At 70.7% G+C, this 24,813-nt stretch carries 25 protein-coding genes; 15 read left to right on the top strand and 10 right to left on the bottom strand.

All coding sequences use genetic code 11. From position 1 onward, the window contains the following. Positions 1-201: 201 nt before the first annotated feature. Complete coding sequence (locus HNR40_RS15485) at positions 202-1,167, top strand: phosphotransferase family protein (RefSeq protein ID WP_184961612.1); 966 nt, start codon at positions 202-204, stop codon at positions 1,165-1,167. A gap of 137 nt (positions 1,168-1,304) precedes the next feature. On the opposite strand, the gene HNR40_RS15480 is transcribed toward HNR40_RS15485, so the two are convergent. After that, on the bottom strand, positions 1,305-3,047 hold the full coding sequence (locus HNR40_RS15480) for an ABC transporter ATP-binding protein (RefSeq protein ID WP_184961610.1): 1,743 nt from the start codon (positions 3,045-3,047) through the stop codon (positions 1,305-1,307). A gap of 65 nt (positions 3,048-3,112) precedes the next feature. On the opposite strand from HNR40_RS15480, the gene HNR40_RS15475 reads away from it, so the two are divergent. Further along, positions 3,113-3,676 (top strand): TetR/AcrR family transcriptional regulator, encoded by a 564-nt coding sequence (locus HNR40_RS15475; RefSeq protein WP_184961608.1) that lies wholly within the window; start codon positions 3,113-3,115, stop codon positions 3,674-3,676. Here HNR40_RS15475 and HNR40_RS15470 read toward each other — a convergent pair. Continuing rightward, complete coding sequence (locus HNR40_RS15470; RefSeq protein WP_184961606.1) at positions 3,668-4,588, bottom strand: anti-sigma factor; 921 nt, start codon at positions 4,586-4,588, stop codon at positions 3,668-3,670. The two genes, HNR40_RS15475 and HNR40_RS15470, sit on opposite strands and share 9 nt — an antisense overlap. A gap of 184 nt (positions 4,589-4,772) precedes the next feature. Here HNR40_RS15470 and HNR40_RS15465 point away from each other — a divergent pair, with 184 nt between their 5' ends. Then, positions 4,773-5,978, top strand: a complete 1,206-nt coding sequence (locus tag HNR40_RS15465) for an FAD-dependent oxidoreductase (RefSeq protein WP_184961604.1) — start codon at positions 4,773-4,775, stop codon at positions 5,976-5,978. On the opposite strand, the gene HNR40_RS15460 is transcribed toward HNR40_RS15465, so the two are convergent. Continuing rightward, positions 5,975-6,610: a TetR/AcrR family transcriptional regulator gene (locus HNR40_RS15460; protein ID WP_221340322.1), complete on the bottom strand. Its 636-nt coding sequence runs from the start codon at positions 6,608-6,610 to the stop codon at positions 5,975-5,977. The two genes, HNR40_RS15465 and HNR40_RS15460, sit on opposite strands and share 4 nt — an antisense overlap. Before the next feature lie 67 nt (positions 6,611-6,677). Between HNR40_RS15460 and HNR40_RS15455 the strand changes: the two genes are divergently transcribed. Together HNR40_RS15455 and HNR40_RS15450 are read left to right on the top strand one after the other, a co-directional pair. Next, positions 6,678-7,637, top strand: a complete 960-nt coding sequence (locus tag HNR40_RS15455; RefSeq protein ID WP_184961751.1) for an NAD(P)-dependent alcohol dehydrogenase — start codon at positions 6,678-6,680, stop codon at positions 7,635-7,637. Between the two features lie 100 nt (positions 7,638-7,737). Further along, positions 7,738-9,075: a class II 3-deoxy-7-phosphoheptulonate synthase gene (locus HNR40_RS15450; protein ID WP_184961602.1), complete on the top strand. Its 1,338-nt coding sequence runs from the start codon at positions 7,738-7,740 to the stop codon at positions 9,073-9,075. Positions 9,076-9,230: 155 nt separating this feature from the next. Here the strand turns inward: HNR40_RS15450 and HNR40_RS15445 are convergent, their stop codons facing one another. Next, a complete protein-coding gene (locus HNR40_RS15445; RefSeq protein WP_184961600.1) occupies positions 9,231-10,511 on the bottom strand; it encodes a pentapeptide repeat-containing protein in 1,281 nt (426 codons plus the stop codon). 455 nt (positions 10,512-10,966) lie between these two features. Between HNR40_RS15445 and HNR40_RS15440 the strand changes: the two genes are divergently transcribed. Then, positions 10,967-11,341 (top strand): thioredoxin family protein, encoded by a 375-nt coding sequence (locus HNR40_RS15440; protein WP_184961598.1) that lies wholly within the window; start codon positions 10,967-10,969, stop codon positions 11,339-11,341. 299 nt (positions 11,342-11,640) lie between these two features. On the opposite strand, the gene HNR40_RS15435 is transcribed toward HNR40_RS15440, so the two are convergent. The 3 genes from HNR40_RS15435 to HNR40_RS15425 are packed head-to-tail and all read right to left on the bottom strand — an operon-like array spanning position 11,641 to position 12,756. After that, positions 11,641-12,078, bottom strand: coding sequence for an SRPBCC family protein (locus HNR40_RS15435; RefSeq protein WP_184961596.1), 438 nt, complete (start codon positions 12,076-12,078; stop codon positions 11,641-11,643). After that, entirely contained in the window at positions 12,071-12,412 is a 342-nt protein-coding gene (locus HNR40_RS15430) for an ArsR/SmtB family transcription factor (protein WP_184961595.1), read from the bottom strand. The genes HNR40_RS15435 and HNR40_RS15430 overlap by 8 nt, the downstream gene beginning before the upstream one ends. Continuing rightward, positions 12,412-12,756, bottom strand: a complete 345-nt coding sequence (locus HNR40_RS15425; RefSeq protein ID WP_184961593.1) for a VOC family protein — start codon at positions 12,754-12,756, stop codon at positions 12,412-12,414. The genes HNR40_RS15430 and HNR40_RS15425 overlap by 1 nt, the downstream gene beginning before the upstream one ends. Before the next feature lie 90 nt (positions 12,757-12,846). Between HNR40_RS15425 and HNR40_RS15420 the strand changes: the two genes are divergently transcribed. Then, on the top strand, positions 12,847-13,518 hold the full coding sequence (locus HNR40_RS15420) for a permease prefix domain 1-containing protein (protein ID WP_184961592.1): 672 nt from the start codon (positions 12,847-12,849) through the stop codon (positions 13,516-13,518). On the opposite strand, the gene HNR40_RS15415 is transcribed toward HNR40_RS15420, so the two are convergent. Beyond that, on the bottom strand, positions 13,490-13,813 hold the full coding sequence (locus HNR40_RS15415; protein WP_184961590.1) for a PadR family transcriptional regulator: 324 nt from the start codon (positions 13,811-13,813) through the stop codon (positions 13,490-13,492). The genes HNR40_RS15420 and HNR40_RS15415 overlap by 29 nt on opposite strands. Before the next feature lie 93 nt (positions 13,814-13,906). Here HNR40_RS15415 and HNR40_RS15410 point away from each other — a divergent pair, with 93 nt between their 5' ends. The 8 genes from HNR40_RS15410 (at position 13,907) to HNR40_RS15375 (ending at position 21,836) form a co-directional block, all read left to right on the top strand. Continuing rightward, the gene (locus HNR40_RS15410; RefSeq protein ID WP_184961588.1) at positions 13,907-15,070 is read left to right on the top strand and encodes a cytochrome ubiquinol oxidase subunit I; all 1,164 of its coding nucleotides are present in this window, start codon (positions 13,907-13,909) and stop codon (positions 15,068-15,070) included. 10 nt (positions 15,071-15,080) lie between these two features. Beyond that, positions 15,081-15,812: a cytochrome d ubiquinol oxidase subunit II gene (locus HNR40_RS15405; RefSeq protein WP_184961587.1), complete on the top strand. Its 732-nt coding sequence runs from the start codon at positions 15,081-15,083 to the stop codon at positions 15,810-15,812. Positions 15,813-15,818: 6 nt separating this feature from the next. Beyond that, on the top strand, positions 15,819-17,528 hold the full coding sequence (cydD, locus tag HNR40_RS15400) for a thiol reductant ABC exporter subunit CydD (RefSeq protein WP_184961585.1): 1,710 nt from the start codon (positions 15,819-15,821) through the stop codon (positions 17,526-17,528). Then, complete coding sequence (cydC, locus tag HNR40_RS15395; RefSeq protein WP_312896359.1) at positions 17,525-19,204, top strand: thiol reductant ABC exporter subunit CydC; 1,680 nt, start codon at positions 17,525-17,527, stop codon at positions 19,202-19,204. The genes cydD and cydC overlap by 4 nt, the downstream gene beginning before the upstream one ends. Positions 19,205-19,276: 72 nt before the next feature. Further along, positions 19,277-19,903: a hypothetical protein gene (locus HNR40_RS15390; RefSeq protein WP_184961583.1), complete on the top strand. Its 627-nt coding sequence runs from the start codon at positions 19,277-19,279 to the stop codon at positions 19,901-19,903. Then, positions 19,900-20,208 (top strand): winged helix-turn-helix domain-containing protein, encoded by a 309-nt coding sequence (locus HNR40_RS56270; RefSeq protein ID WP_184961581.1) that lies wholly within the window; start codon positions 19,900-19,902, stop codon positions 20,206-20,208. The genes HNR40_RS15390 and HNR40_RS56270 overlap by 4 nt, the downstream gene beginning before the upstream one ends. Further along, complete coding sequence (locus HNR40_RS15380; RefSeq protein ID WP_184961579.1) at positions 20,205-21,086, top strand: ABC transporter ATP-binding protein; 882 nt, start codon at positions 20,205-20,207, stop codon at positions 21,084-21,086. Before HNR40_RS56270 ends, HNR40_RS15380 begins: the two co-directional genes overlap by 4 nt. Positions 21,087-21,095: 9 nt before the next feature. Then, positions 21,096-21,836, top strand: coding sequence for an ABC transporter permease (locus HNR40_RS15375; RefSeq protein WP_184961577.1), 741 nt, complete (start codon positions 21,096-21,098; stop codon positions 21,834-21,836). Positions 21,837-21,915: 79 nt separating this feature from the next. Here HNR40_RS15375 and HNR40_RS15370 read toward each other — a convergent pair whose 3' ends face one another. After that, a complete protein-coding gene (locus HNR40_RS15370; protein ID WP_184961575.1) occupies positions 21,916-23,136 on the bottom strand; it encodes a S1C family serine protease in 1,221 nt (406 codons plus the stop codon). Between the two features lie 150 nt (positions 23,137-23,286). Next, positions 23,287-24,810, bottom strand: coding sequence for an acyl-CoA synthetase (locus HNR40_RS15365; RefSeq protein ID WP_184961572.1), 1,524 nt, complete (start codon positions 24,808-24,810; stop codon positions 23,287-23,289). Positions 24,811-24,813 lie beyond the last annotated feature (3 nt).

The following is a 24,813-nucleotide window of genomic DNA, read 5'->3' as shown; positions in this document are numbered from 1 at the left end:
TCCGGGAAAGCCCGCAACTGATCGTCGATCTTCACATACAGTGCCGTAGCGAGGGTGTTCAGTTCTGTCGTCACAAACAGATCTTGGACACCCTCACTGCATGCCCGCAGCCGATCAACGAACCTCAGCCCTTGGAATCAACCATCTAGCTTTCCGGACGCACTGGACGATCACCTCTCGAAGCGGACAGAATCTCGCTCTGTGGAGAGCAGAACCAAGCGCCGCCTGTCGCCCGAGCAGCTCGACGCGTTGCTGCGGCGGGCGATGGGCACAGGGGTCGCCGACGCGAGCGAGCTGACCGACGGCTTCGCCAACGCCGTGTGGCGGCTGCGGCTGGAGGACGGCCGTGAGGTGGTGCTCAAGCTCTCCCCGCCGCCCGACCTCGACCAGCTCACCTACGAGCGCAACCTGCTGCGCATGGAGGCGCGGGCGATCGAGCTGGCCGGCGCGGCCGGGGTGCCGGTGGCCGGGCTGCTGCGGGCGGGCTTCGACGATCCGGTGCTCGGCGGCGACTACCTGGTGCTGCGCGCGCTCGACGGCACGCCGTGGAACCGCACCCGGCCGGACTCCCCCGACGACGTACGCCGCGAGCTCGGCCGGCACCTGGCCACGCTGGCCTCGGTGACCGGCGAGGTGTTCGGCTATCCGCACAACGGCCTCACCGGCTCGACCTGGCGGGACGCGTACCTGAGGATGCTGGGGGCGCTGCTGGATGACACCCTGCGCTATCCGACGCCGCTGCCGCTGCCCGCCGAGGAGATCCGGCGGGTGGCCGGGTCGGCCGCGCACGTGCTGGACGAGGTGCGCACGCCGAGCCTGGTCCACTTCGACGTGTGGCCGGGCAACGTCTTCCTCACGCACGACGGCCGGATCCAGGCGATCATCGACCACGAGCGGGCGTTCTGGGGCGATCCGCTGGCCGAGCTGATCACGCCGACGATCTTCGGCGAGGTCGGCGAGAACGATCCGCTGCTGGCCGGGTACCGGGAGGTGCGCCCGCTGGAGCTCACGCCGGCCGCGCTGACCCGTCTCGACCTCTACCGCACCTACCTCTACCTGATCCTGCTGGTGGAGAACGGCCCGCGGCAGTATCCGGAGGAGGACTACGCGCCGCTGCGCGACCTGGCCACGACCTCGCTGGTGAAGGCCGTCGAGGCGCTGCGCTGAGCGCGCTGCCCGCGACCGTCGCGTGGACGGTCGCGGGCAGCGCGGCGGCCCCTGGAGACCCCGTGCCCAGGGACCGGTTCCCGATGGCCGCGCGGGCCGGGTGACCGGCGTCGTCACCCGCCCGCTCTGGTCCCCGTTCAGGCCGCGGCCGGGCTCTTGCCCTCAGCCAGGCTGAGCGCCTCGACCAGGCTCGCGTAGAGCTCGTCGGTCTCCAGGAGCGCCGCGTGGGAGCCCTGCGCGCGTACCTTCCCGTCCTGGAGCACGACGATCGTGTCGGCGTCGATCACGGTGGACAGCCGGTGCGCGATCGTCACCACGGCGCCCTTGCTCGCCCGATCGGCGATGCAGTCGTGCACGGCCGCCTCGGTGAGGCCGTCGAGCTGGGCGGTGGCCTCGTCGAGCAGCAGCACGTCGGGGGTGCGCAGCAGTGCCCTGGCCAGTGCGATCCGCTGGCGCTGGCCGCCGGAGACCGACGTCGGCGACAGCTCCTGGTCGAGGTTCCCGGCCATCTCGGCCAGCCGTACGTCATGCAGGACCTTGAGTAGTTCGTCCTCACCGGCCTCGGGGTGCGACAGCAGCAGGTTGTCGCGGATCGTGCCGGGCACGACGGGCGTGTCCTGCTCGACGTAGGCGAGCCGGGCGCGCACCTGTTCGTGGGTGAGTTCCCGGTACGGCACGCCGTCCAGCAGGATCTCGCCCTCCTGAGGCTGCAGGAAGCGCAGGATCAGGGAGAACAGCGTGGTCTTGCCCGCCCCGGACGGCCCGACGATCGCGACGTGCCCGCGGCGCGGGATGACCAGGTCCACGCCCTTGACGGCGGGTTCGGAGTCGGCCGAGTACGCGGCCCGCACGTCCCGCAACTCCAGGATCGCCGGAGCGCCCGCGGCCGCGAGCCCGGCGGCGGCGGGCACGGAGCTCTCCTGCTCCAGGTCGTCGACGCTGCGGATGCGCTCGGCGGCGGCGATGCCGGCCTGCAGGGCGGTGAGGTTCTGGCTGAGCTCGGTGATCGGCTCCATCAGCGCGAACGCGTAGAGCAGGAACGCGATCAGGCTGGAGACCTCCAGCACGCCGAGGCTCACCCGCCAGGCGCCGACGCCGAGGATCAGGATGATGGCCAGCTGGATGCCGGACCAGGCCAGCGTCCAGGCGATCGCCTCCCTTCGCACCGCGCGGATGCTGTACTTGGTCGACACGCGGGCGTCGTCGATGATCCGCTCGGCGGTGCGGTCCTCCGCGCGGCTCACCTTGATCGTCCTGATCGCGCGCAGCGCGCCTTCGAGCCGGCCGCCGACGCGGCCCACGTGCTCCTGTGCACGCTCCTGCGCCTTGGCGATGGCCGGCATCAGCGTGGCGAACAACAGGCCCACCACGACGACCGCGGCGACCGTGGTGCCGAGTAGCACCAGGTCCAGCACGCCCATGAGCACGAGCGTGCCCACCAGCATGATGGCGCCGTTGATCAATCCGATGACGCTGGAGGACGCGGCCTCGCGCAGCAGCACGGTGTCGGAGGTGACCCGGGTGACGAGCTCACCGCTCTGCCGCCTGGTCACCGCCGGGATGGTGGCGCGCAGCAGGCGGCGCACCATCGACTCGCGCGCCTCCAGCACGACCCGCTCGCCGAGCGCGCCGAGCATGATCCACTGCCAGGTCAGGATCACGATGCCGACCAGCAACAGGCCGACCAGCGCGGTGATGGGCCCGGACAGCGACAGCGAGGCGCCGAGCGAGTCGAGGACCCACTTGGTCACCATCGGCGTGGCCAGGCTCATCCCCGAGCCGAGCAGCGCGAGGAACAACCCGAGCACGAGCTTGCCCCGGTGGGGCCGGGCAAAGCTCCACAAAATACGGAGCCGTGGAAACTTTTTTGGAGCAGTCATGAGAGACAGTGGAACACATGTGTTCCAAGAAAGGCAAATGAGTTTCTTAGTGGTACGGTGAGCCCATGACAGTTGCTGAGACAGGGCTGCGCGCGCGGACCCGTCGCGCCATCCTCGACGCCGCCTTCTCCACACTGACCGGCAACTCGGGCGCCTCACTCAGCGACGTAGCCGCGGCCGCCGGGGTCGGCCGCACCACGATCCACCGCTACTTCCCCGAGCGCACCGACCTGATCACCGCGATGTCCGAGGACCTTCTGGAGAAGATCGCCCTGGCCACCACCCGGGCCAGGCTCAACGACGGCACGGCCATCCAGGCGCTCGACCGCCTCCTGCAGGAGTACTTCGAGCTCGGCGACTACCTCATGCTCGCCTTCACGGAGCCGCACATCATCGACGCGGCCGACTGGGAGACCGAGTCCCCCGCCGACCGGCAGCTGATCGCCATGATCGAGCGCGGCCGCGAAGAGGGCTCGGTCGACGCGCGGATGCCGGCGAGCTGGGTGCAGCAGGTGATGTGGGCGCTGCTGTATGCCTCGTGGCAGCAGATCCGCGACGAGGAGACCTCCAAGCACGACGCGCTCGGGCTGTGCCTGCTCGCCTTCCACAAGGCCGTCGGCTCAGCCTGAGGGCAGCTCGGCCAGCATGATCGGCACCGTGGTGGGCCGCCGCGACCCGCCCGCGGGCTCGACCGTCAGCGCCACCCGCCCCTCCCCCTTCTCCGGTACGGCCCGCAGCATCCCGTCACCGTCGTCCAGCAGCCCCGCCGGGCGGGAACCCCGTGGCCCCATCAGCCACAACGCGTAGTCCTCGTCCTCCTCCAGGCGCGGCAGCCCGGTCGCGGCGAACACCATCCTGCCCCGCTCCCTGGAGACCACGATGGTGGCCTCGCCCCCGGCGGTGACCGGCCGGCGCATGACCCGGACGTCGGGGGCGGCCATGACGTCCAGCAGGTCCTGCTGCCGATCGAGCGCCTCCTGCCGATCGGCGGTCACCGTCTCCAGCCGCTGCTGGCCCTGGACCGCGAGCACCCCGAGGGCGACGGCCGCCGCCGCGGACACGGCCGCCAGCCCCGCCGCCACCCGGCCCCGCCACACGGACCCCGCCCGGCCGTGCCTTCCGGACCGCGGGCCTGGCACGTCAGAAGCCGGCGAGGACCCGGCCCCCGTGGCGCCGATCCGCTGGGGTCCGGGCTGGTCGGGTCCTGGGGCGTCGGGCGCGAACGCGAGGGTGCCCGTCGTGTCCGTCCTGGGGTACCAGACGGTGGCGTCCGATTCGGCCTCCAGCGGCCAGGGGTAGATGGTGGCGGGGGTGTGGGCCTGCCGTACCTGGGAGGCGGAGGCGAGCACGCGGCGGCGCAGCGCGGCGGGCGGCGGCACGGCCACGGGGAGCGCCAGGCGGGCGGCCGTCTCGCGCAGGCGGCGCACCTCGCCCTGGCAGGCCACGCACCGGACCAGGTGCCGCTCGAACAGCTCTCCTTCCAACTCGGGCAGAGCGTGCACGGCGTAGGCGCCGGACAGGGCGTGGAGGTCTTCGTTCATGGGGTCGCTCCCAGCCGGTATGGCCCGTCGCGCGGTGGGCGCCGCGAACGGGGTGGCGCGTCGCGGCCGTGATGGGGGCGGACGGTCGCGACGCTCACGTCTGTACTTCGGCGCCTCGGGCCCTGCGGATGCCGGGCCTTGTGCTTTTCCCATGTCGTGAGACAATTTCATTGGGTGATGAATTATGAGCTGTGTAATCGCAGGAGGCGGTCCAGCGGGCGCGATGCTCGCCCTGCAGCTCGCCAGATCCGGCGTCGAGGTGACGCTGCTGGAGAAGCACGCCGACTTCCTCAGGGACTTCCGGGGTGACACGATCCACCCCTCGACCATGGTGGTGCTCGAGGAACTCGGGCTCATCGACGACTTCCTCAACATGCCCCACCGCAAGACCTACCAGGTCCACGCGCTGACCGACGACGGGCCCCGGCCGGTGGCCAGCCTCAGGGAACTGCGCACGCCGTACAACTACATCGCGATGGTCCCGCAGTGGGACTTCCTCGACCTGATCACCGGGGCGGCCAAGGAATATCCGTCGTTCCGGCTGCTCATGAACGCCGAGGCGACCGGCCTGATCCGCGAGGACGGCGTCGTGCGCGGCCTGCGCTACCGCGACGCCTCGGGCGAGCACGAGATCAGGGCCGCGCTCACCGTGGCCGCCGACGGCCGGCGCTCCACGTTGCGCGCGGCGGCGGGGCTCGTGCCGAAGGAGTTCGGGGCGCCCATGGACGTGTTGTGGTTCCGCATGCCGCGGGAGGCCGGCGACACCGACAACACGTTCCTGCGGCTGGCGGCCGGCAAGCTCATGGTCGCCATCAACCGGGAGAGCTACTGGCAGATGGCCTACGTCATCCCCAAGGGCGGCTTCGCCCGGCTGCGCGCCCAGGGCATCGACGCCTTCAGGGATCCGGTACGGCGGCTGCTGCCGTTCCTCGCCGATCGGGTCGACATCGTCCAGAGCTACGACGACCTCAGCATGCTGACCGTGGCGGTCAACCGGCTGGAACGCTGGCACCTGCCCGGGTTCCTGTGCATTGGGGACGCGGCGCACGCGATGTCGCCGGTGTTCGGCGTCGGCATCAACCTGGCCGTCCAGGACGCGGTGGCCACCGCCAACCTGCTGGCCGGATCGCTGCGCTCCGGGGCGCCGATCCCGGAGTCGGCCCTTCACCTGGTGCAGCGTCGGCGGCTGTTCCCGGCGAAGGTCACGCAGGCCGCGCAGCGCCTGTTCCAGGACCGCGTCATCAGCGTCGCCCTGGAGAACCGCCAGAAACCACCCCGCATCCCCGCCAACGTGACCGGCATCCCGATCCTGGGCGCGGCGCTGCGCCGGTTCGTGGGCTTCGGCGTCCGGCCCGAGCACGTACGCACGAAGGCCCTGACCCGCGCCTAGTCCGGCACGGACAGGTGGTAGAGGGCGAGCGGAGCGGGCGGGGGCAGCGGCGCGGCCGGTCCGGTGTGGAAGGAGCGCAGCATCAGGCCGGCCAGGCGGCGGGCGGCGGCCACCGCGGTCTCGGCGGAGGCCGCGGTGATGCCGTCGGTGGCCATGAGGATGAGCGAGAGGTCGCTGCGGTCGAACTCGGCGCGCAGCTGCCCGGCCGCCTTGGCCCGCCGTACCAGCTCGGCGAAGCCCTGCTCGGCCCGCGCCCGCTCGCGCTCGAAGTCGACCGCGCCGCGGAACTCCGTCAGGAACGCCGCCGCGAGCCCGCGGTCGACGGCGTTCATCGCGCAGAGGTTCTCGATGTACGTCCGGAACCCGCGCCACGGGTCGGGGTCCTCCAGCGCCGCGTCGACCCCGGCGAGGCAGACGGCGAGACGGTCGTGGAACAGCTCCACCATCAGGGCCTCGCGGGTGGGGAAACGCCGGTAGAGCGTGGCCACGCCGACGCCGGCCCGCCGCGCGATCGCGGCCATGGGCACGTCGAGGCCACGTGCGGCGATCAGCTCGCCGGCGGCTTTGATTATGCGCTCGCGGTTGTGCCGCGCGTCCGCGCGCAGCTCCATCCGAGAGGATTCCACAGGCATGTTTCTCACATTAGCTCAAGTGGAGTGGCCTCTCCGTTTAGCGGGCTAGCGTGACGGCATGAGTGAGATGCGCGCGGCCCTTTACGACCGCTATGGCCCCCCTGAAGTGCTGTACGAGGGCACCGTGCCCAAGCCCGTCCCGGGCCCCGGCGAGGTCCTGGTACGCGTCCACGCCGCCACCGTGAACGGCGGCGAACTCCTGGGCCGGGCCGGAAAGGTACGACCGGTCACCGCGCTCGCCGGACCCGGCTGGCCCAAGCGCACCGGGATCGACTTCACCGGCGAGGTCGCCGGTCTGGGCTCGCCGATGTCCGGGCTGAAGCCCGGCGACCGGGTCTGGGGCGTCATGGCCAGATCCCAGGGCTTCGGCAGCGCCGCCGAGTACGTGGTCGTGCGGCCCCGGCAGCTCGCCTTCGCCCCCGCCGGGCTCGACCTGGTCCAGGCGGCGGCTCTGCCGGTGGGCACGACCGCGATCACCGCGCTGCGCGACAAGGCCCGCCTCGTCCCCGGCGAGCGCCTCCTGGTGCGCGGCGGCGCGGGCGGCGTCGGCAGCCTCGCCGTCCAGCTCGGCCGCGCGTACGGCGCCCACGTCACCGCCCTCGCCGGGGCACGGAACCTGGACCTCGTCCGCGACCTCGGCGCCCACGAGGCGCACGACTACACGACGACCGGCCCGGACGGCCTCGGCTGGTTCGACGTGGTCCTGGACACCGTGGGCACCGCTCTGCCCGCGTGGCGCCGCCTGCTGACGCCGCGGGGGCGGATGGTGGCGATCGCGTTCGACACCACGCGCGTGGCCGCCTCGCTCGGCTACATCCTCGCCTCCACCGTGTACGGCAAGCACCGCGTACGGGCCTTCAGCGGCAACCCCACCCACGAACTGTTCGCCGAGCTGACCAGGCTGACGGAGTCCGGCGCGCTCCGGCCGGTCGTGGACACGGTCCACCCGCTGTCGGACATCGCCGAGGCGCACCGGGCGCTGGAGGCGGGCGGCGTACGCGGGAAGCATGTCATCCAAGTGATATGACCGGTTTACCGGGTTTGGTGGGTCGCCAGGTGAGAACACGTTCTCAGAATGCGGAATCCGGGGTCGGAGAGGAAGGCGGAGTGGAATACCCTCGTTTGTCGTGAGCGCACTGAGCAACCTCGATTCCTGGCGGGCGCTTCCCGCCGCCCAGCAGCCTGACTGGCCCGACCCCGCCGAGCTCGGCAAGGTCGTGGACGAGCTGCGGTCTCTTCCTCCCCTGGTGTTCGCCGGCGAGTGCGACCAGCTCAAGGCTCAGCTGGCCGACGTGGCCCGCGGCCAGGCGTTCGTGCTGCAGGGCGGCGACTGCGCCGAGACGTTCGCCGGGGCCACCGCCGACAACGTGCGCAACAAGCTCAAGACGCTGCTGCAGATGGCCATCGTCCTCACCTACGCCGCCAAGGTGCCCGTCGTGAAGATCGGCCGGGTCGCCGGGCAGTTCGCCAAGCCGCGCTCCAAGGGCACCGAGACCCGCGACGGCGTCACCCTGCCCGCCTACCGGGGCGACATGGTCAACGGGTTCGACTTCACCGAGACCTCCCGGGTGCCCGACCCGTGGCGGCTGCTGAAGGCGTACCACTCCTCGGCGGTCACGCTCAACCTCGCCCGCGCCTTCACCAAGGGCGGCTACGCCGATCTGCGCCAGGTGCACGCCTGGAACCAGGACTTCGTGCTCGAGTCGCCCGCCGGGCGCCGCTACGAGCAGCTGGCCAGGGAGATCGACCAGGCGCTCGCGTTCATGCGGGCCTGCGGGGCCGACCCGGAGGAGTTCCACACCGTGGAGTTCTACTCCTCCCACGAGGCCCTGATCCTCGACTACGACCAGGCGCTCACCCGCATCGACTCACGCACCGGCCTGCCGTACGACGTCTCCGCTCATATGGTGTGGATCGGCGAGCGCACCCGCCAGCTCGACGGCGCGCACGTCGAGTTCTTCTCCCGCATCCGCAACCCGATCGGCGTCAAGCTCGGCCCCACGACGACGGCCGACGAGGCGCTCACGCTGATCGAGAAGCTCAACCCCGCCAACGAGCCCGGCCGCCTGACGTTCATCACCCGCATGGGCGCGCCGAAGATCCGCGAACTGCTGCCGCCGCTGGTCAAGGAGGTCACCGCGGCGGGCGCGCAGGTGGCATGGATCTGCGACCCGATGCACGGCAACACCTTCGAGGCGCCCAGCGGCCACAAGACCCGCCGCCTGGACGCCGTGCTGGACGAGGTGGCCGGCTTCTTCGAGGTGCACCGCGCGCTCGGCACGCACCCGGGCGGCATCCACATCGAGTTCACCGGCGACGACGTGACCGAGTGCGTCGGCGGCGGCCAGGAGATCGTCGAGGACGACCTCGCCCTCCGCTACGAAACCGCCTGCGACCCGAGGCTCAACCGCTCCCAGTCCCTGGACCTGGCCTTCCGCGTCGCCGAGCTCTACCGCTCCGTCTAGCGCCTCTGTTTCTGGCGCTTTTTCCGTTACGGCGGGGCCGGGTTGCCCGCCCCGCCGTAACTCCTTTCCGTCTGTCGAGCGATGGTCGTGAGGGCTCACGGGGTGCTCGCCGTGACAACTCCGCTCCCGGCCCTCAGCCACGGTGGTTGGAGATGTCAGGGGAGGTGGACGGTTGCGTCGGGCTGGTTGGGGACGGGGCGGCGGGTGGCCTGGCTGGTGGAGGTCCAGAAGACGCCGGCCGTGATGGCCATCAGGATGACCAGCCAGAGTGCCACTCTGCCCATCCGCAGGCCGTAACCGCACAGCAGCCAGGACAGGGCCAGCCACCATCGCCGTGACGCTCCTGCCTTGCGCCGCATTTCCATGGCGCCGAAGGCGAAGTCGCTGGCTATGGCCTCGTCGTCCAAGCCAGCTTGCAGGCTTGAGTAGAGGATCGCGAGGCGTTCCGCGCTGGCGGCGGTCTCGCCGGGGGCCGTCCAGCCCCGTAACAGGTGTTCGTCGGCCAGCGAGCGGCGGCGGGAGAACCAGCGCATCGGCGGCCAGCGCAGCCCGAACCGAACGCCGCTGGGCGTGAACGCGAAGGCGCAGTTCTTCAGCCGCAGGCCCGCCGGGTCGCTGTAGCCGGCGAAGCGGCAGGTGGACAGGTCCAGGCCGGCCAGGTTGAGTGCGGGGGCGTTCACCTCGCGCAGAGACGTGAGGGCGGCGCGGCCCCGGCCGGAGATGGCGGACGGGTGGTGCAGAACGGCGGATTCCAGGTCGGCCTGCGCGTCGGTGAGGCGCAGCAGCAGCGGCCCGGTGACCTCGGCGTGGCGCAGGTCCGCGCCCGATCCGGTGACGCACAGGTCGAGCCCCGACTCGGCATGGACGTGCGTGGCCGAGAGGCGGCCGGTGACCGAGACGTAGACGTTGCCCAGGAAGTGGGCGGCGTCGAAGCCGGCCGGGCCGACGACCTTGCGGAAGGAGAGCGTGCGGCCGAAGCGGGCGCCGCGGAAGCTGGCGCCGTCGCCGACCCTCGCGGCGTCGAAGGTGGCGAACCCGTCGAACCTGGTCCGCTCGCAGGACAGGCCGCGGCCGCAGGCGGTCTGGCTGAACAGGGCGTCACGGGCCAGTACCGCCCGGTCCAGCGACAGGTGCCCGCGGACCCGTACGCCGTGAAAGGACAGTTCGCGGGCGAACCGGGCGTCGGCCAGAGAGACGTTGCCCTCGAAACGGGCCCCGAAGAAAGAAGCCAGGCGATCGAACCTTGCCCCGTCGAGGGAGACGTCGCCGAGAAAGGCGACTCCGGCGAAGCGGGTCTCGCAGGTGAAGTGGGCGCGGTCGAGGCGGGTTCTGCCGGGTCTTCGTCCGGTGGCTTCCAGGACCTGGTCCAGGAGTTCGGCGTCGATGGTGGTGCCGCGGAGGTCCACGAGGCGGCCGGGGGTTAAGGTGCGGAGCACCTCCGCGCGCCCCTCGGGGGAGGCGTGGAGCAGGCAGGTGCCGTGAGGCTGGTGTGCGAAGCCTGTGCAGGCGCCAGAATGCGCGCAGGTGACCCAGTCCATGCAGTGGTCATACCCGGGACTGCACTCGTCAAGGTAAGCCGAATTAACCCTCTATACCCCTTTACACGGAAATACACGACAGCAACTCTCCTCAACCGCTGGTCATCCCCACGCCGGCAACAGCGACCCTCCAGGGGAACGGCGACGTGGCCCCAGACCGGTCGGACCGTAACCCTCAAAGAGGTCGTCACCGGCGACTCCCAACCCACCGACCAGCCGTGGCGCATCGAACGGGCGCTGACATCGCGTGTCCCGCCGTAGCCTGGTGTGCGGTCCCGGCGGGACATGGAATGCTGGAAAGCGGTGAGTAGTTGACACCGTTGCAACTTCAACGACCATACGAGGAGCCACTTGTGGCGACTATCGAAGTAACAGAGAAGAACTTCAACGACATCGCCGACAAGGGGATCGTCCTGCTCGACTTCTGGGCTGCGTGGTGCGGGCCGTGCCGCACCTTCGGGCCGATCTTCGAGAAGGCGTCTGCGAAGCACGACGACATCACCTTCGGCAAGATCGACACCGAGGCCCAGCAGGCGCTGGCCCAGGGCTTCGAGATCACCTCGATCCCGACGATCATGGCCATCCGCGACGGCATCGTCGTCTACGCCCAGCCCGGCGCGCTTCCCGCCCCGGCCCTGGAGGACCTGATCGGGCAGGTACGAGCCCTGGACATGGACTCCATTCGGTCGGAGCTGGCCGAGGAGCTCAAGAAGGCCGACCAGAACTGACGGCATGACCCTCCGGACCTCGCCCCTCACCAACGGCGAGGTCCTTCTCACATCCCCCGACAGCCAACCGCCACCGCTCCGGGCCCCACCCCCAACCCACCGCCCCGCCTGCCCCGCCCCGCCCCGCGCCGCGCCGCCGACGGAGCGGAGGCGGCCAGGGCTCGCGGGCCGTGGCCAACCTCCACGCTCTTGAGCGCCGCGTCGGCGAGAAGCCCAGCGGTCGAGACCGGCGCAACGCGCACGGCCGCCAGCCACGAAGACGCGCCGGAGCGGTGCGGGTGGGGGCGGGCCGGGTGGGGTTAGGGCATGGTTTCGAGGAGGTCGGCGATCTTGGTGAAGTGGTGGGTGCGCCAGCCTCCGCCCATGATCTTGCGGCTGAACTGCTGGGCCGTGTCGTCCGGGTCGAAGCCCTCGTGGTCGAGGAAGACGCGGGTCCCGCGGCCCTCGCTTTCCAGGCGCCAGCTCACCGTCCAGTCGGCCTTCTTGCCGTCGCTCCAGCTGATCTTGAGGAGCTTGCCCGGCTCGATCTCCAGCACGCGGCAGTACACGATGCCGTCGAAGTCCACGTTCGGGCGTGGGTCGGTGGTGAAGGTGAACTCGTGGCCGATCTCCAGCCGGAAGCTGTTGGGCATCAGCCACTGGGCCATCAGTTCGGGGTCGGTGAGGGCGCGCCAGACCTTGGCGGGCGGGTGGGCGTAGAAGTGGTCGACGCGGATCGCGGTCAGGTCTTCAGTCATCGTCCTTCTCATCCATGGTTGAGGGCATCTCGTCGAGGATCGTTCCGAGGGCGGCCAGCCTCTCGCGCCAGAACCGCTCGTACGGGCTGAGCCAGTCGCGCAGTGACATCAGCGGCTCGGCCTCCAGCCGGTAGTGGCGCTCGCGTCCCCGGCGAGCTTCGGCCACCAGTCCGGCGTCCCTGAGGACTTTCAGGTGCTCGGACACACTGGGGCGGCTCATGTCGAACCGTTCGGCCAGCCGTCCGGCGGGCTGGTCCCCCTCACGCAGCAGGAGCTCCAGCAGCCGCCGCCGCGCGGGGCTGGCCAGTGCGGCGAACAGCGCGTCGGAGGACATCAGCTCTGGCTGACGACGTAGCCGTTGCCGAACGGGTCCTGGAAGAGCAGCTGGCGGCCCCAGGGCGCGTCGGCCGGGCCGTCGGCGGTGGTTCCGGCCGACCTGAGGCGTCCGGCCAGGTCGTCGAGGTCGGGGGCGGTCAGGATGAGGCCGCCGATCGGGGCCATCTCGGGGAACCACGAGGCGAGCAGCAACGTCGTCGTGCTGCCTTCCGGCGCGACGGTGAGCCAGCGGCCCATCGGGAACGGGTTGTCGGTTCTGATCCCCATGCCGAGGGGGCCGGTGTAGAAGGCCAGGGCCGTCTCCTGGTCGGAGACGGGGATGGTCACAGTGGAGATTTCCATGTCGACCACTATACGTAGGAAATATCCTACCTATCAATATCGGGGGAAACCCTGATGGGGCACCGAGGTCGCCGTCCGTAGAATCGGGACATGCTCATCGACGACTACGTGGCCGATCTGGGCCGCGCTCTGTACGGGCCGACGGGGCCCAGGCGCGACATGGTCGTCGAGGCCCGCGACAGCCTGATCGACACGGCCGACGCCTACGAGGCGGACGGGCTGGTGCGCGAGGAGGCCGAGCGGCTGGCCGTACAGGAGTTCGGGAGTGTCGAGGAGATCGCGCCCGACTACCAGAGCGAGCTGACGGCGTGCGCGGGGCGCAGGCTGGGCGGGCTGCTGTTCGTGAGCGTGCCGCTGACGGCGCTGGCCTGGTCGATGCTCTGGCAGGTGTTTCCGCTGGATCCGTCGGTCTGGGCGCACAAGCCGGGCTGGTTCGGCGTGATCTCGCTGGCCCTGGACCTGGTGCAGGTGGCGGTGGGCGTGTGCGGCGGGCTGTCGCTGCTGGCGCTCGGGCGCGGCGCGCGGCTGCTGCCCAAGGCGCGCATGGTGACCCGCTGGCTCGGCGGGCTGGTGCTGGCCATGCTGGTGACCACGTCGGTGCTGGGCATGATCCTGACGGTCGGGACGAAGGGGCCGGTCGACTTCACGGCCTATCCCCCGGGCGTCATGGTGACGCTGATGAGCTACGTGCTGGCGGGCGTGCAGTTCTACTGCGCGGTGCGCTGCCTGCGCATCACGAGGACGGCCGTAGCACACCGCTGATCGTGGCGGTGAACTCCCGCCAGGCGGATCGCTCGCCGTCGAGCTGCCGCCTGCCGGAGTCGGTGAGCCGGTAGGTGCGGCGTTTGCGGCCGCCCACCGTCGCCCATTCGCTGGCCAGATAACCCACGCGCTCGAGTTTGCGCAGCGCCGGATAGACCGTGCCCGTGGGGACGCTGAGCGCGCCGCCGCTGCGTTCCTGCAGGGCCTCGATGATCGCGTAGCCGTGGAGTGGCTCGTGCTCCAGCACGGAGAGCAGCAGGGCGTCCAGATGGCCGCGGAGCGCGTCCGGGTTCATGGCGACAATCCTAGGTTCCCGTTCGTCATATAGACAGTCTACATGTAGGCTCTCTATATGTAGGCAGACACAACAACGACGGGGATGGAGTCCATGGAGGCACTGGATCTGGCGCGCACGCAGTTCGCGCTGACGAGCAGCCTGCACTTCCTGTTCGTGGTGCTCACGCTGGGACTGGCCCCGCTGGCGGCCATCCTCAACACGCGCTGGGTGCTGTCGGGCAAGCGGCTTTATGAGGGAATGACCCGCTTCTGGGGCCAGATCTATGTGATCAACTACGCCCTGGGCATCGTGACCGGACTGGTGATGGAGTTCCAGTTCGGGCTCTCGTGGAGCGGGCTGTCACACTACGCGGGCGACGTCTTCGGGGCCCCGCTGGCCATGGAGACGCTGGTGGCGTTCTTCCTGGAGTCGACGTTCCTCGGGCTGTGGATCTTCGGGTGGCACAAGCTGCCCAAGAAACTCCACCTGGCCTGCATCTGGATCGTCACGCTCACCGCCTACGCCAGCGCGTTCTACATCATGATCGCCAACTCTTTTTTGCAGAACCCGGTCGGCTCCGTCCTCAAGGGCGACCACCTGGAGCTGGTCGACTTCGGGGCGCTGGTGAGCAATCCCGCGCTGATCCTCGCCTTCCCGCACATCATCGGGGCGGCGTTGTTCACCGGCGGCATGGTCTTCGCGGGCGCCAGCGCGTACCAGCTCAGGCGTCGCACCCTCGAGTGGGAGTTCTTCACCAAGTCGCTGCGCATGGGTGTGGTGACCGCCGCGATCGGCAGCACGCTCGCGGTCGGCGCCGGATACGCGCAGTTCGGGGTCATCGACACCGACAAGTTCGAGAACAACACGGCCGCCGCGGTCGGGCTCGGCTTCATGATGGAGCTGGGGCATCTGCTCTGGTTCATGGTGGTGCTGGTGATGCTGCCGCTGATCTACTGGCTGCCCAAGTGGCGCTGGACCCACGTGATCCTCATCATCATGACGCCGCTGCCGTTCGTCGCGTCCATCCTCGGCTGGATGGCCAGGGAGATCGGCCGCCAGCCGTGGATGATCTGGGAGAAGCTCACGGTCGCCGACGCCATGTCCCCCGGGCTCACGCCCGGGATGGTCACGGCCTCGCTGATCGGGTTCGTCGCCGTGCTCGGGCTGCTGGCCGTCGTCGACTACGTCCTCATCGTCCGCGTGGTACGGCGCGGCCCCGCCGACCTCGCCCTCGGCGCCCCCGCCGAGGAACGCCAGCCGGCGATGAGCCTCTAGGAGCCTTGACATGGAACTGATCTGGTTCGTCGTCTTCGCCGTGCTGCTGGCCGGCTACTTCGCCCTGGAGGGCTTCGACCTGGGCGTCGGCCTGCTGATGCTGGGCCGCCCCCAGGAGCGCAGGGACCGGATGGTGGCCGCCGTGGCGCCGTACGTGCTGGCCAACGAGGTGTGGCTGGTCGCGGTGGCCGGGGCGCTGTTCGGGGTCTACCCGATGCTGGAGGGGCCCGTCCTGTTCGGGCTCTATCCCGTCGTCGTGGCGATGCTGCTGTCGTGGGTGCTGCGCGACGCGGGGCTGTGGTTCCGCCGCCGCATGGACGGGTCCGGGTGGCGCTCGTTCTGGGATCTCATGATCACGCTGGGCTCGCTCGGCCTGTCGGTCGGCTGGGGTGTGGCGCTGTACGCGGCGGCCACCGGGTTCACCGCCTCGCTGCTGCACCCGTTCGGGCTGGGACTCGGGGCGCTGCTGGCCGTGTTGTTCGCGGTGCACGGGCAGGCGTTCCTGAACTGGCGCGAGGGCGGGAAGGCGGCGCGGCTCCTGCTCACCGGCCTGGCCTCGGCGGCGCCCGTGATCGCTCTGCTCATCGGCTCGGCAAGCTTCCTCATGGCCTCCTCGGCGGCCGATTCCAGCCTGAGTGTGCTCAGTTTCATGGTGTTGCCGTTCGCGCCCATCATGGTCGGCGCGCAAGTATGGGTCTGGCGGACCTTCCGGGGCGCCATCCGTACTCCGTCGTTCTTCTGAGGACTCGTGCACAAAGATCTCCTGCGGCTCATGCGGGCCGAGCAGTCGGTGCGCAGGCATCTGGCCGTCACCCTGGCCGCCGCCACGCTGGCGGGGCTGCTCGTGCTCGTCCAGGCCGAGCTTCTGGCCGGGGTGCTGTCCGGCAGGTTCACGCTGGCGGCGCTGGGCGTGCTGGCGCTGGTCGTCGGGTTGCGGGCGCTGCTCGGGTGGAGCCAGGGCGTGTTCGCGGGCCGTACCGCGACCGGGGTGAAGTCGGCGCTGCGCGAGCGGCTGCTCGGCCGCCTGCAGGAGATGGGACCCGCGCGCCTGGCCGGCCACCGCTCCGGTGAGCTCGTCACGCTGGCCGGACGCGGGCTCGACCGGCTCGACCCGTACCTGGCCGGTTACCTTCCGGCCATGGCGGTCGCCGCTGTGGTGCCGCTGGCGGTACTCATCCGGTTGTTCGCCGGGGACCTGGCCAGCGCGGTCATCGTGCTGGTCACGCTGCCGCTCATCCCCATCTTCGGCGCGCTGGTCGGCATGCACACCAAGGCGACCACCGAGCGGCAGTTCCACGCGCTGGCCAGGCTCGGCGGGCACTTCCTCGACGTCGTGCGCGGGCTGCCCACGCTGCGCGCCTTCGGCCGGGCCCGCCACCAGGCCACCGTCATCCAGCAGGTCGCCGACGCGCACCGGGGCGCCACGATGCGCACGCTGCGGGTGGCGTTCCTGTCGTCGCTGGTGCTGGAGCTGTGCGCGTCGTTGTCGCTGGCGCTCGTGGCGGTGCCGATCGGGCTCCGGCTGCTGGGCGGCAACCTCGACCTCACCACCGCGCTGCTCGTCCTGCTGCTGGCGCCCGAGGCCTACCTGCCGCTGCGGATGATGGGCACCCGCTTCCACGCCTCGATGGAGGGCGTGGCGGCCGCCGACGCGGCCTTCGCCGTACTGGATGACGCCGCAGTGGATGACGCCGCAGTGGATGAAGAGGTCAAGGCCGCGCCCGCGGCGGCGCAGCGGGAGCGCGGCGAGGGGCCGCCGGAGATCCGGCTGGAGAACGTCACCGTCCGCTACCCCGGCCGCGAGGACGCGGCGCTGGAGGACGTCTCGCTGGTGATCGCGCCCGGCGAGCGGGTCGCGCTGGTCGGCGAGAGCGGCGGCGGCAAGAGCACGCTGCTGCATCTGCTGCTCGGCTTCGTCTCCCCCGCCTCCGGGCGCGTGCTGGTCGGCGGGCGCCCGCCGGACACCCCCGACGAGCTGGCGTTCGTGCCGCAGCGCCCGCACCTGTTCGCGACCTCCGTCGCCGACAACATCCGCCTCGGCGCCCCTGACGCCACCCTTCCCGAGGTACGGCAGGCCGCCAAGGCCGCCCACGCCGACGCCTTCGTCGAGGCCCTGCCCGACGGCTACGACACCGTGGTCGGCGAGCGGGGCGCCAACTTCTCGGCAGGCCAGCGCCAGCGCATCGCCCTGGCCAGGGCGTTCTGCCGCCCCGACGCGACAGTCCTGCTCCTGGACGAGCCCACGGCCCGTCTCGACGGCCGCAGCGAGGCCGCCGTCGTGGAGGCGACCGCCACCCTGGCCGAGGGGCGCACGGCGGTCATCGTCGCCCACCGGCCCGCCATGATCGACCTGGCCGACCGGGTGATCCGCATCCACGCCGGCCGGGTCCTGTCCGACACCCGCCGGGACGCCACCACCGCGGCGGGCTCCGGCGACGACCTGAGGGAGATCCGGTGAAGCGGCGCATGGGCCTGCGGATCGTCTGGGCCGTGCTGGCCGGGGCCGCCGCCGATCTGGCCGGGCTCGGGCTGATCGCCGCCGCCGCGTGGCTGATCACGCGGGCCGCCGAGCAGCCGGAGCTGGCCGCGCTGAGCGTGGCGATCGTGGCCACCCGCGCCTTCGCCACCAGCCGCGGCGTCTTCCGCTACGCCGAACGCCTGACCGGCCACGACGTCGCCCTGCGCGCCCAGGCCGAGACCCGCGAACGGCTCTACGGCGCGCTCATCCCGCCGCAGCAGCCCAGGCACGGCGGCGCCGACCTGCTCAGCCGCATGGTCGACGACACCGAGGCGGTCCAGGACCTGCTGGTGCGCGTCCTGCTGCCCGCCACGGCCGCCCTGATCACCGGCGCGGCGGCGGTCGTGATCGCGCTGACGCTGGCACCGTTCGCCGCGCTGGTGCTGCTGGCGGGCCTGGTGGTGGCGGGCGTGCTGCTGCCCGTGGGCACCGCCGCGGCCGCCCGCCGCTGGTCGGCCCGCCTGGCTCCGGCCAGGGCCGCGCTGGCCGAGCGGGTCGCCGACCTGGTGCACGGCTCGGCCGACCTGGCCGCGTACGGGGCCGGTGAGCGTGCGCTGGCCAAGGCCATGGAGGCCGACGCCGAACTGGCCGCGCTGGAACGCCGCCAGTCCCGCGTGCACGCGGCCTCGCTCGGCGTGGGCACGCTGGTGCAGGGCCTGACGGTGGCCGGGATCGTGCTGGCCGCCCGTGCTGCGGGCGCGGACACGGTGGCGACGGCGGTGCTGGCGCTGACCGCACTGGTGTCGTTCGAGCCGGTGCTGCCGCTGGCCGCGGCGGGCGAGCGGATGGCGGGCATCACGGCCGCGCTGCGCCGCCTGCGCGAGGTGCGCTCGGCCTCCCCCGCCGTCACCGAGCCGCAGGCTCCGGCCGCGCCGCCCGAGGGGCCGGTGACGGTCCAGGTCGACGACCTCGTCGTACGGCACGCGCCCGGCGCGCCTCCGGCCGTCGACGGCATCTCGTTCACGCTGGAACCCGGCAAGCGGGTGGCCCTGGTGGGCCCGAGCGGCGCGGGCAAGAGCACGGTCCTGGCGGCCCTCATGCGCCTGCTGGAGCCGGAGTGCGGCAGCGTCCGCGTCAACGGCGTGAACACGGCGGAGCTCGACTCCGGCCAGGTGAGGACGCTGATGACCGGCCTCACCCAGGATCCGTACATCTTCCGGACGACGTTGCGCGACAACCTCCGGCTGGCCGGTCCCGAGGCGACGGACGACGATCTGGCGCGTGCCGTACGCGATGCCCGTCTCGACCAGTGGGTGAGCAGGACCGGCTGGGACGCCGAGCTCGGCGAGGACGGCAGGACCGTCTCCGGCGGCCAGCTGCAGCGCCTGTCGCTGGCCCGCGCGCTCCTGTACGACCCGCAGGTGCTGCTCCTCGACGAGCCCGCGGAGGCGCTGGACGAGGAGACGGCCGACGCCCTGATGGCCGACCTGCTGGACGTCACCCACGACCGCACGACGCTGCTGGTCACCCACCGTCTCAAGGGCCTGGAGCAGGTGGACGAGATCATCGTCATGGAGCACGGCCGGGCGATCCAGCGCGGCACCCACGACGACCTGCTCGCCGTGCCCGGCTACTACCGCGACCTCTGGCAGTCGGAGGCGCTCACCCGCCGCTGAGCTCTCAGGTTTGCATCGCAAACTCCTCTGGTTTATAGTTCAAACCAGTTTGAGTGAGCGAGGAGTTTGGCGATGACAGACGATGAGGCACCCCCGACCCCCGCGGAGATGCTCCGTCTCATCGAGGAGCAGCAGACGGCGGCCATGCGCAGGTTCATCCCGGACCCGCTGCTCATGTACGTGCCGTGGGGCGTGGCCTGGTTCGTCGGCTTCGGCACACTCTTCCTCGGCCAGGGCCTGGCCGGGGACGGGAACGGGCTTCTGCCCATCACCTGGCAGGTCGGGCTCGCGGTCCTCTGGGCCACCCAGATCATCGCCTTCGTCTTCATGATCATCGCCCTGCTCCGCGCCGGCGGCCACATCAAGGGCGAGTCCGAGGCCCGCGGCGCGATGTACGGGCTGGCCTGGTTCATCGGCTTCAACGCCATGGGCATCCTCGCCACGCGCTTCGTCCCGCTTCTCCCGCAAGACACCATCGGGCCGTTCTACACCTCTCTGTTCATGCTGGTCGCCGGGCTGCTCTACATGGCCGGCGGCGCGGTCTACCGGCTGTGGCCGCAGTTCCTGCTCGGCGTCTGGGTCGTGGTCGTCGACGTGGTCGGCACCGTGCTGGGCGGCGGCTGGATCTACCTGCTGCTGGCGGTACTCGGAGGTGGCGGCGCCGTCACCACCGGCCTGTGGCTGCGGAGGCACCGGTGAACACCGAGCTCGACCCCGTCATCCACGCCCAGGCCAGGCTCAAGGTGGTGGCGACGCTCAACACGCTGCCCCAGGGCGACCGGCTCGCCTTCCCCGGCCTGAAGGACCTGCTCGGCATGACCGCCGGCAACCTGTCCGTCCACCTGTCCAAACTCGAAGAGGCCGGCTACGTGGAGATCACCAAGACGCACAAGGGCCGCACCCCCGTCACCTACGTCGCGCTGACCAAGCGCGGCAGGGCGGCCTTCGACGAGTACACCAAAGCGATCCGCGCCCTGCTCGACACCGCTGGAGGCACCCCATGAGCGTTCTCGCGCGAACCATCGACGTCACCCGGCGCTACGGCGGCGTGCTCGCCCTCGACCGCGTCTCGCTGGAGATCCGCGCCGGTGAGCTCGTCGGCCTGCTCGGCCCCAACGGCGCCGGCAAGTCCACCCTCATCAACCTGTTCGTCGGCCTGCGCCGTCCCACCTCAGGCACGGTCGAGCTGCTCGGCGGCTCCCCCTCCGACCCTCTGGTACGGCGCGGCATCGGCGTCACCCCGCAGGAGACCGGCCTGCCGGAGGCGCTGCGCGTGGGCGAGGTCGTCGGCTTCGTCACCAGCCACTACCCGAAGGCCCGTCCCAAGGGCGAGCTCCTGGAGCGCTTCGGCCTGGCCGACCTGGACCGGCGCCAGATCGGCGGGCTGTCCGGCGGCCAGAAGCGCCGCCTGGCCGTGGCGCTCGCCTTCGCCGGCGAGCCTCGGCTGGTCTTCCTCGACGAGCCCACCACCGGCCTCGACGTCGAGGCCAGGCGCACCCTCTGGGACGGCATCCGCGCCTTCCACGAGGACGGCGGCACCGTGCTGCTGACCAGCCACTACCTGGAGGAGATCGAGGCCCTGGCCCAGCGGGTCATCGTCGTCGCCCAGGGCCGCGTGCTGGCCGACGACACCGTGCGCGCGGTGCGGGACATGGTCGGCGTGCAGCGTGTCTCACTGACCGCGGCCGCCCTGCCGGAACTGCCCGGCGTGCTGTCCAGCGAGCGCGACGGCGAGCGCACCCACCTGATGACCGCCGACGCCGACCACCTGGTGGTGGCGCTGGTCAGCAGCGGGACGCCGTTCACCGGCCTGGAGATCCGGCCGACCTCCCTGGAGGAGGCCTTCCTCCACCTGACCGCCCCCGAGCCCGTCACCGCCTGAGGAGTGCCCATGTCCAGCTTGATCCTGGCCCACACCCGCTACCTGATGATCGAGCAACTACGGGTGCCGATCGGCCTCGTGGCCAGTTCCTTCTTCCCCGCCGCCGCGATGCTGGCGTTCGTGGTGCCGTTCGTCGGCGACAACCCGGTCGCGGCCACCCGGGCCACCGGCTCCATGATGCTCTTCGGCGCCATCTCGGCCGCGCTGATCTCGCTGGCCGTCTCGGTGTCCCAGGATCGCGAGCAGCCCTGGAACCCCTACCTGCGCACGCTGCCCGCCGGGCCGCTGCCCGCGTTCGCCGGGCGGATCCTGACGACGCTGGTCGCCATGCTCATCTCGGTGATCCCCGTGCTGATCATCGCCGCCGCGTTCACCACGGCGCAGGTCACTCCGGTCCGGCTGGTGCTCGGCCTGGGCGCGCTGGTCGCCGCGACGACCCCGTTCCTGCTGCTGGGCCTGTTCATCGGCTACAGCATGCCGTCGAAGGGGGCGATCGCGGTGTCGCAGGTGGTGTTCTTCCCGCTGGCCATCCTGGGCGGGCTCTTGCTGCCGCTGCAGATGATGCCGTCGTTCGTCCAGACGCTGTCGCTGTTCCTGCCCAGCAGGGGCGCCGGTGAGCTCGTGTGGTGGGCCGTCACGGGCGTGGCTCCGAACGTGACCGCCCTGGTGACGCTGGCCGCCTGGATCGCGGTGATAGCCGCGCTGGCCGCCTGGGCCTACCGCCGTGACGAGGGGCGCCGCTTCGCCTAGCCGCGGCCCCGGGCCACGAACGGGGGTGCGCCGCCGAGTCCGCAGCGATCTCGACGGCGCACCCGTCCGTGAGGGGGTCCTATTTCTTCTCTTCGAGGGTAACGGTCACTTCGCTCTGCTTACCGTCCCTCATGTATATGATCTTGACCTGTTGGCCTGGTTTGAAACCTCTGACCTGTCCGACCACCGTATCCCCACCATCGACCGGCTTGTCGCCGATTCGCGTGATGAGGTCGCCTTCCTTCAGTCCGGCCTTGGCGGCAGGGCTGTTCTCGGTGATCTGGCGGACCAGTGCCCCCGGCACGTCGCCGCTGGCGTCGGTCACGCTCACGCCGAGGAAGGCGTGCTTCACGGTGCCCGTGGCGGCCAGCTGGTCGGCCACCTGCTTGGCGGTGTTCACCGGGATGGCGAAGCCCAGGCCGATGCTGCCGTTGCTGCCGTTCGTGGCGATCGCGGTGTTGATGCCCACCACCTGGCCGGCGGCGTTGACGAGCGCGCCGCCCGAGTTGCCGGAGTTGATCGAGGCGTCGGTCTGGATGGCGCCGCCGATGCTGGTGGGCGGGGCGGAGTCCTGATTGCCGCGGCCCCAGCCGGGCGGAACCTGCTGCTCCTGCTCGCCGCCGACGTTGAGCGTGCGGTCGAGCGCGCTGACGATGCCGGAGGTGACCGTCCCCTCCAGGCCGAGCGGGCTGCCGATGGCCAGGACGGCGTCGCCGACCTTCAGCTGGTCGCTGTCGCCGAGTTCGGCCTTGGTCAGCCCGGAGACGCCCTCGGCCTTGATGACGGCCAGGTCCGTGGACGGGTCGGTGCCGACGACGGTGGCCTTGGCGGTCTTGCCGTCGCTGAACTTGACCGACAGCTGGCTCCCCTGCCCGTTGGCGGCGACGACGTGGTTGTTGGTGAGGATGAGGCCGTCCTCGGAGAGCACGACGCCGGACCCGCCGGCGTTCTGGCCCTGGATCATGACGACCGACGGCTGTACCTTGGTCGCCACCTCACTGATCGTCATCTGGTTGGAGGCCGGCTTGAAGGCCGGGCTCGGCGCCGACTGGACGATCTGCGGCGTCTGGAAGGCGCTCGTGATGGCCGCCCCCGCGACGCCGCCGCCGATCGCCATGGCCGCCAGCGCGAGGCCGGCGATCGCCTTCTGTCCCCCGGTGAAGCCCGGCTTCTTGGCCGCGGGCGGCGGCGGGGGCGGCGGGGTCAGGATCGCCGTGTCCTGGCTGGGGAAGCCCCCGGCGGCCGGCGGCTTGGCGCCGAACTGGGTCCAGCCCTGCTCGCGAGGCTCGTTCGCGTCCATCGTCATCTCCTCAAGTCCCGATGCCTCAAGGGTGCCAATGTCGCTGTTAAGGCAGCTTAAGCCGGTGATCAGAGGCTTCTGAACGGGCTGACGCGGGCCTTATCCGCCCTGGTCGGATGAGTCCGGGGCGGTGGGATTCTCATGCGATTCTCAGGCTGGCTTCGGCCAGTACTCGTCACGGAGCAACCGTTTGTAGAGTTTGCCGGTGGGATGGCGCGGCAACTCCTCCCGGAAGTCCACGGATTTGGGGCATTTGAAGTGCGCCAGCCGTTCCCTGCAGTAGGCGATGAGCTCGGCCTCCAGCGCGGGTCCGGCCTCGTTCATGTCGGCCGGTTGCACCACGGCCTTGACCTGCTCGCCCATCTCCTCATCCGGTACGCCGAAGACCGCCACGTCGGCCACCTTAGGATGGATGACCAGGACGTTCTCCGACTCCTGAGGGTAGATGTTCACCCCGCCGGAGATGATCATGTAGGAGCGGCGGTCGGTGAGGTAGAGGAAGCCCTCCTCGTCCAGGTAGCCGATGTCGCCGAGGGTGGTCCAGCCTCGGCCCCCCGGGTCCTGGGCGGCGCGGGTCTTGCCGGGGTCGCCGTGGTACTCGAAGGTGAGGCCGTCGGAGAAGTAGATCGTGCCGTGCTCGCCGGGCGGCAGGTCGTTGCCCTCCTCGTCGAGGATGTGCACCTTGCCCAGCAGGGAGCGGCCGACGGTGCCCTTGTGCGCGAGCCAGTCCTGGGGGCCGGCGTAGAGGAAGCCGTTGCCCTCGGTGCCCGCGTAGTACTCGTGGACGATCGGGCCCCACCAGTCGATCATCTGCTCCTTGACGGGGGCGGGGCAGGGGGCGGCCGCGTGGATCGCGAACTTGAGGCTGGAAATATCGCGCTTTGTCCGCTCTTCTTCAGGAAGTTTGAGCATTTTGACGAACATGGTGGGCACGAGCTGCGAGTGCGTGACGTGATATTTCTCGACAAGTTCCAGGTAGCGGACCGGGTCGAACTTCTCCATCACCACCACCGTCGCGCCCAGCCGCTGGAAGGTCATGCAGTAGCGCAGCGGCGCGGCGTGGTAGAGCGGCGCGGGCGAGAGGTAGACGCTGTCCTGCTCCGGCGCGAACAGGAACGACACCAGGTTGAACAACGCCCCCGGCTCGTCCAGCGCCGCGTGCGACAGCTTCGGCTTGACGCCTTTCGGCCGCCCGGTGGTGCCCGAGGAGTAGAGCATGTCGGCGCCCTGCGACTCGTCCTCGATCGGCGTGACCGGCTGCCCGGCCACCGCCTGCTCGTAGGAGTCGAAGCCGTCGGCCACGCCGTCCAGCATCAGGCGCAGCCGTACGCCGGTCACGGCCTGGGCCACATCGGCCAGTTCCGCGCTGGTGATGAAGACCTGGGCCTCGCAGTTGTCCACGATGTAGGCCAGTTCGCCGGCCTGCAGGCGGGAGCTGACCGCGGTGTAGTACAGGCCCGATCGGTGCGCGGCCCAGGCCACGGCCAGGAAGAGCGGATGGTTGGGCAGCATGAACGCGATGTGGTCGCCCGGCCGCAGCCCGGCCGAGCGGAACAGGTGGGCCAGCCGGTTCGACTCCTCGTCCAGCCGGCGATAGGTGACGACCTCCCCGGAGCCCGCCATGATCACAGCGGGCTTGTCGGGGGTGACTGCTGCGATGGCTCCCGGATACATGAA

Source organism: Nonomuraea endophytica (assembly GCF_014203235.1).
In the GTDB taxonomy this organism is placed as follows: domain Bacteria; phylum Actinomycetota; class Actinomycetes; order Streptosporangiales; family Streptosporangiaceae; genus Nonomuraea; species Nonomuraea endophytica.
The sequence above is the reverse complement of the archived record's forward strand: the minus strand, read 5'-3'. Positions and strand labels throughout refer to the sequence as shown.

Coding starts and splice junctions, on each gene's coding strand:
- HNR40_RS15480 (WP_184961610.1), bottom strand. CDS start 3,047: ATGACTGCTCCAAAAAAGTTTCCACGGCTCCGTATTTTGTGGAGCTTT.
- HNR40_RS15475 (WP_184961608.1), top strand. CDS start 3,113: ATGACAGTTGCTGAGACAGGGCTGCGCGCGCGGACCCGTCGCGCCATC.
- HNR40_RS15470 (WP_184961606.1), bottom strand. CDS start 4,588: ATGAACGAAGACCTCCACGCCCTGTCCGGCGCCTACGCCGTGCACGCT.
- HNR40_RS15465 (WP_184961604.1), top strand. CDS start 4,773: ATGAGCTGTGTAATCGCAGGAGGCGGTCCAGCGGGCGCGATGCTCGCC.
- HNR40_RS15460 (WP_221340322.1), bottom strand. CDS start 6,610: ATGCCTGTGGAATCCTCTCGGATGGAGCTGCGCGCGGACGCGCGGCAC.
- HNR40_RS15455 (WP_184961751.1), top strand. CDS start 6,678: ATGCGCGCGGCCCTTTACGACCGCTATGGCCCCCCTGAAGTGCTGTAC.
- HNR40_RS15435 (WP_184961596.1), bottom strand. CDS start 12,078: ATGACTGAAGACCTGACCGCGATCCGCGTCGACCACTTCTACGCCCAC.
- HNR40_RS15430 (WP_184961595.1), bottom strand. CDS start 12,412: ATGTCCTCCGACGCGCTGTTCGCCGCACTGGCCAGCCCCGCGCGGCGG.
- HNR40_RS15425 (WP_184961593.1), bottom strand. CDS start 12,756: ATGGAAATCTCCACTGTGACCATCCCCGTCTCCGACCAGGAGACGGCC.
- HNR40_RS15420 (WP_184961592.1), top strand. CDS start 12,847: ATGCTCATCGACGACTACGTGGCCGATCTGGGCCGCGCTCTGTACGGG.
- HNR40_RS15415 (WP_184961590.1), bottom strand. CDS start 13,813: ATGAACCCGGACGCGCTCCGCGGCCATCTGGACGCCCTGCTGCTCTCC.
- HNR40_RS15410 (WP_184961588.1), top strand. CDS start 13,907: ATGGAGGCACTGGATCTGGCGCGCACGCAGTTCGCGCTGACGAGCAGC.
- HNR40_RS15405 (WP_184961587.1), top strand. CDS start 15,081: ATGGAACTGATCTGGTTCGTCGTCTTCGCCGTGCTGCTGGCCGGCTAC.
- HNR40_RS15390 (WP_184961583.1), top strand. CDS start 19,277: ATGACAGACGATGAGGCACCCCCGACCCCCGCGGAGATGCTCCGTCTC.
- HNR40_RS15380 (WP_184961579.1), top strand. CDS start 20,205: ATGAGCGTTCTCGCGCGAACCATCGACGTCACCCGGCGCTACGGCGGC.
- HNR40_RS15375 (WP_184961577.1), top strand. CDS start 21,096: ATGTCCAGCTTGATCCTGGCCCACACCCGCTACCTGATGATCGAGCAA.
- HNR40_RS15370 (WP_184961575.1), bottom strand. CDS start 23,136: ATGGACGCGAACGAGCCTCGCGAGCAGGGCTGGACCCAGTTCGGCGCC.
- HNR40_RS15365 (WP_184961572.1), bottom strand. CDS start 24,810: ATGTATCCGGGAGCCATCGCAGCAGTCACCCCCGACAAGCCCGCTGTG.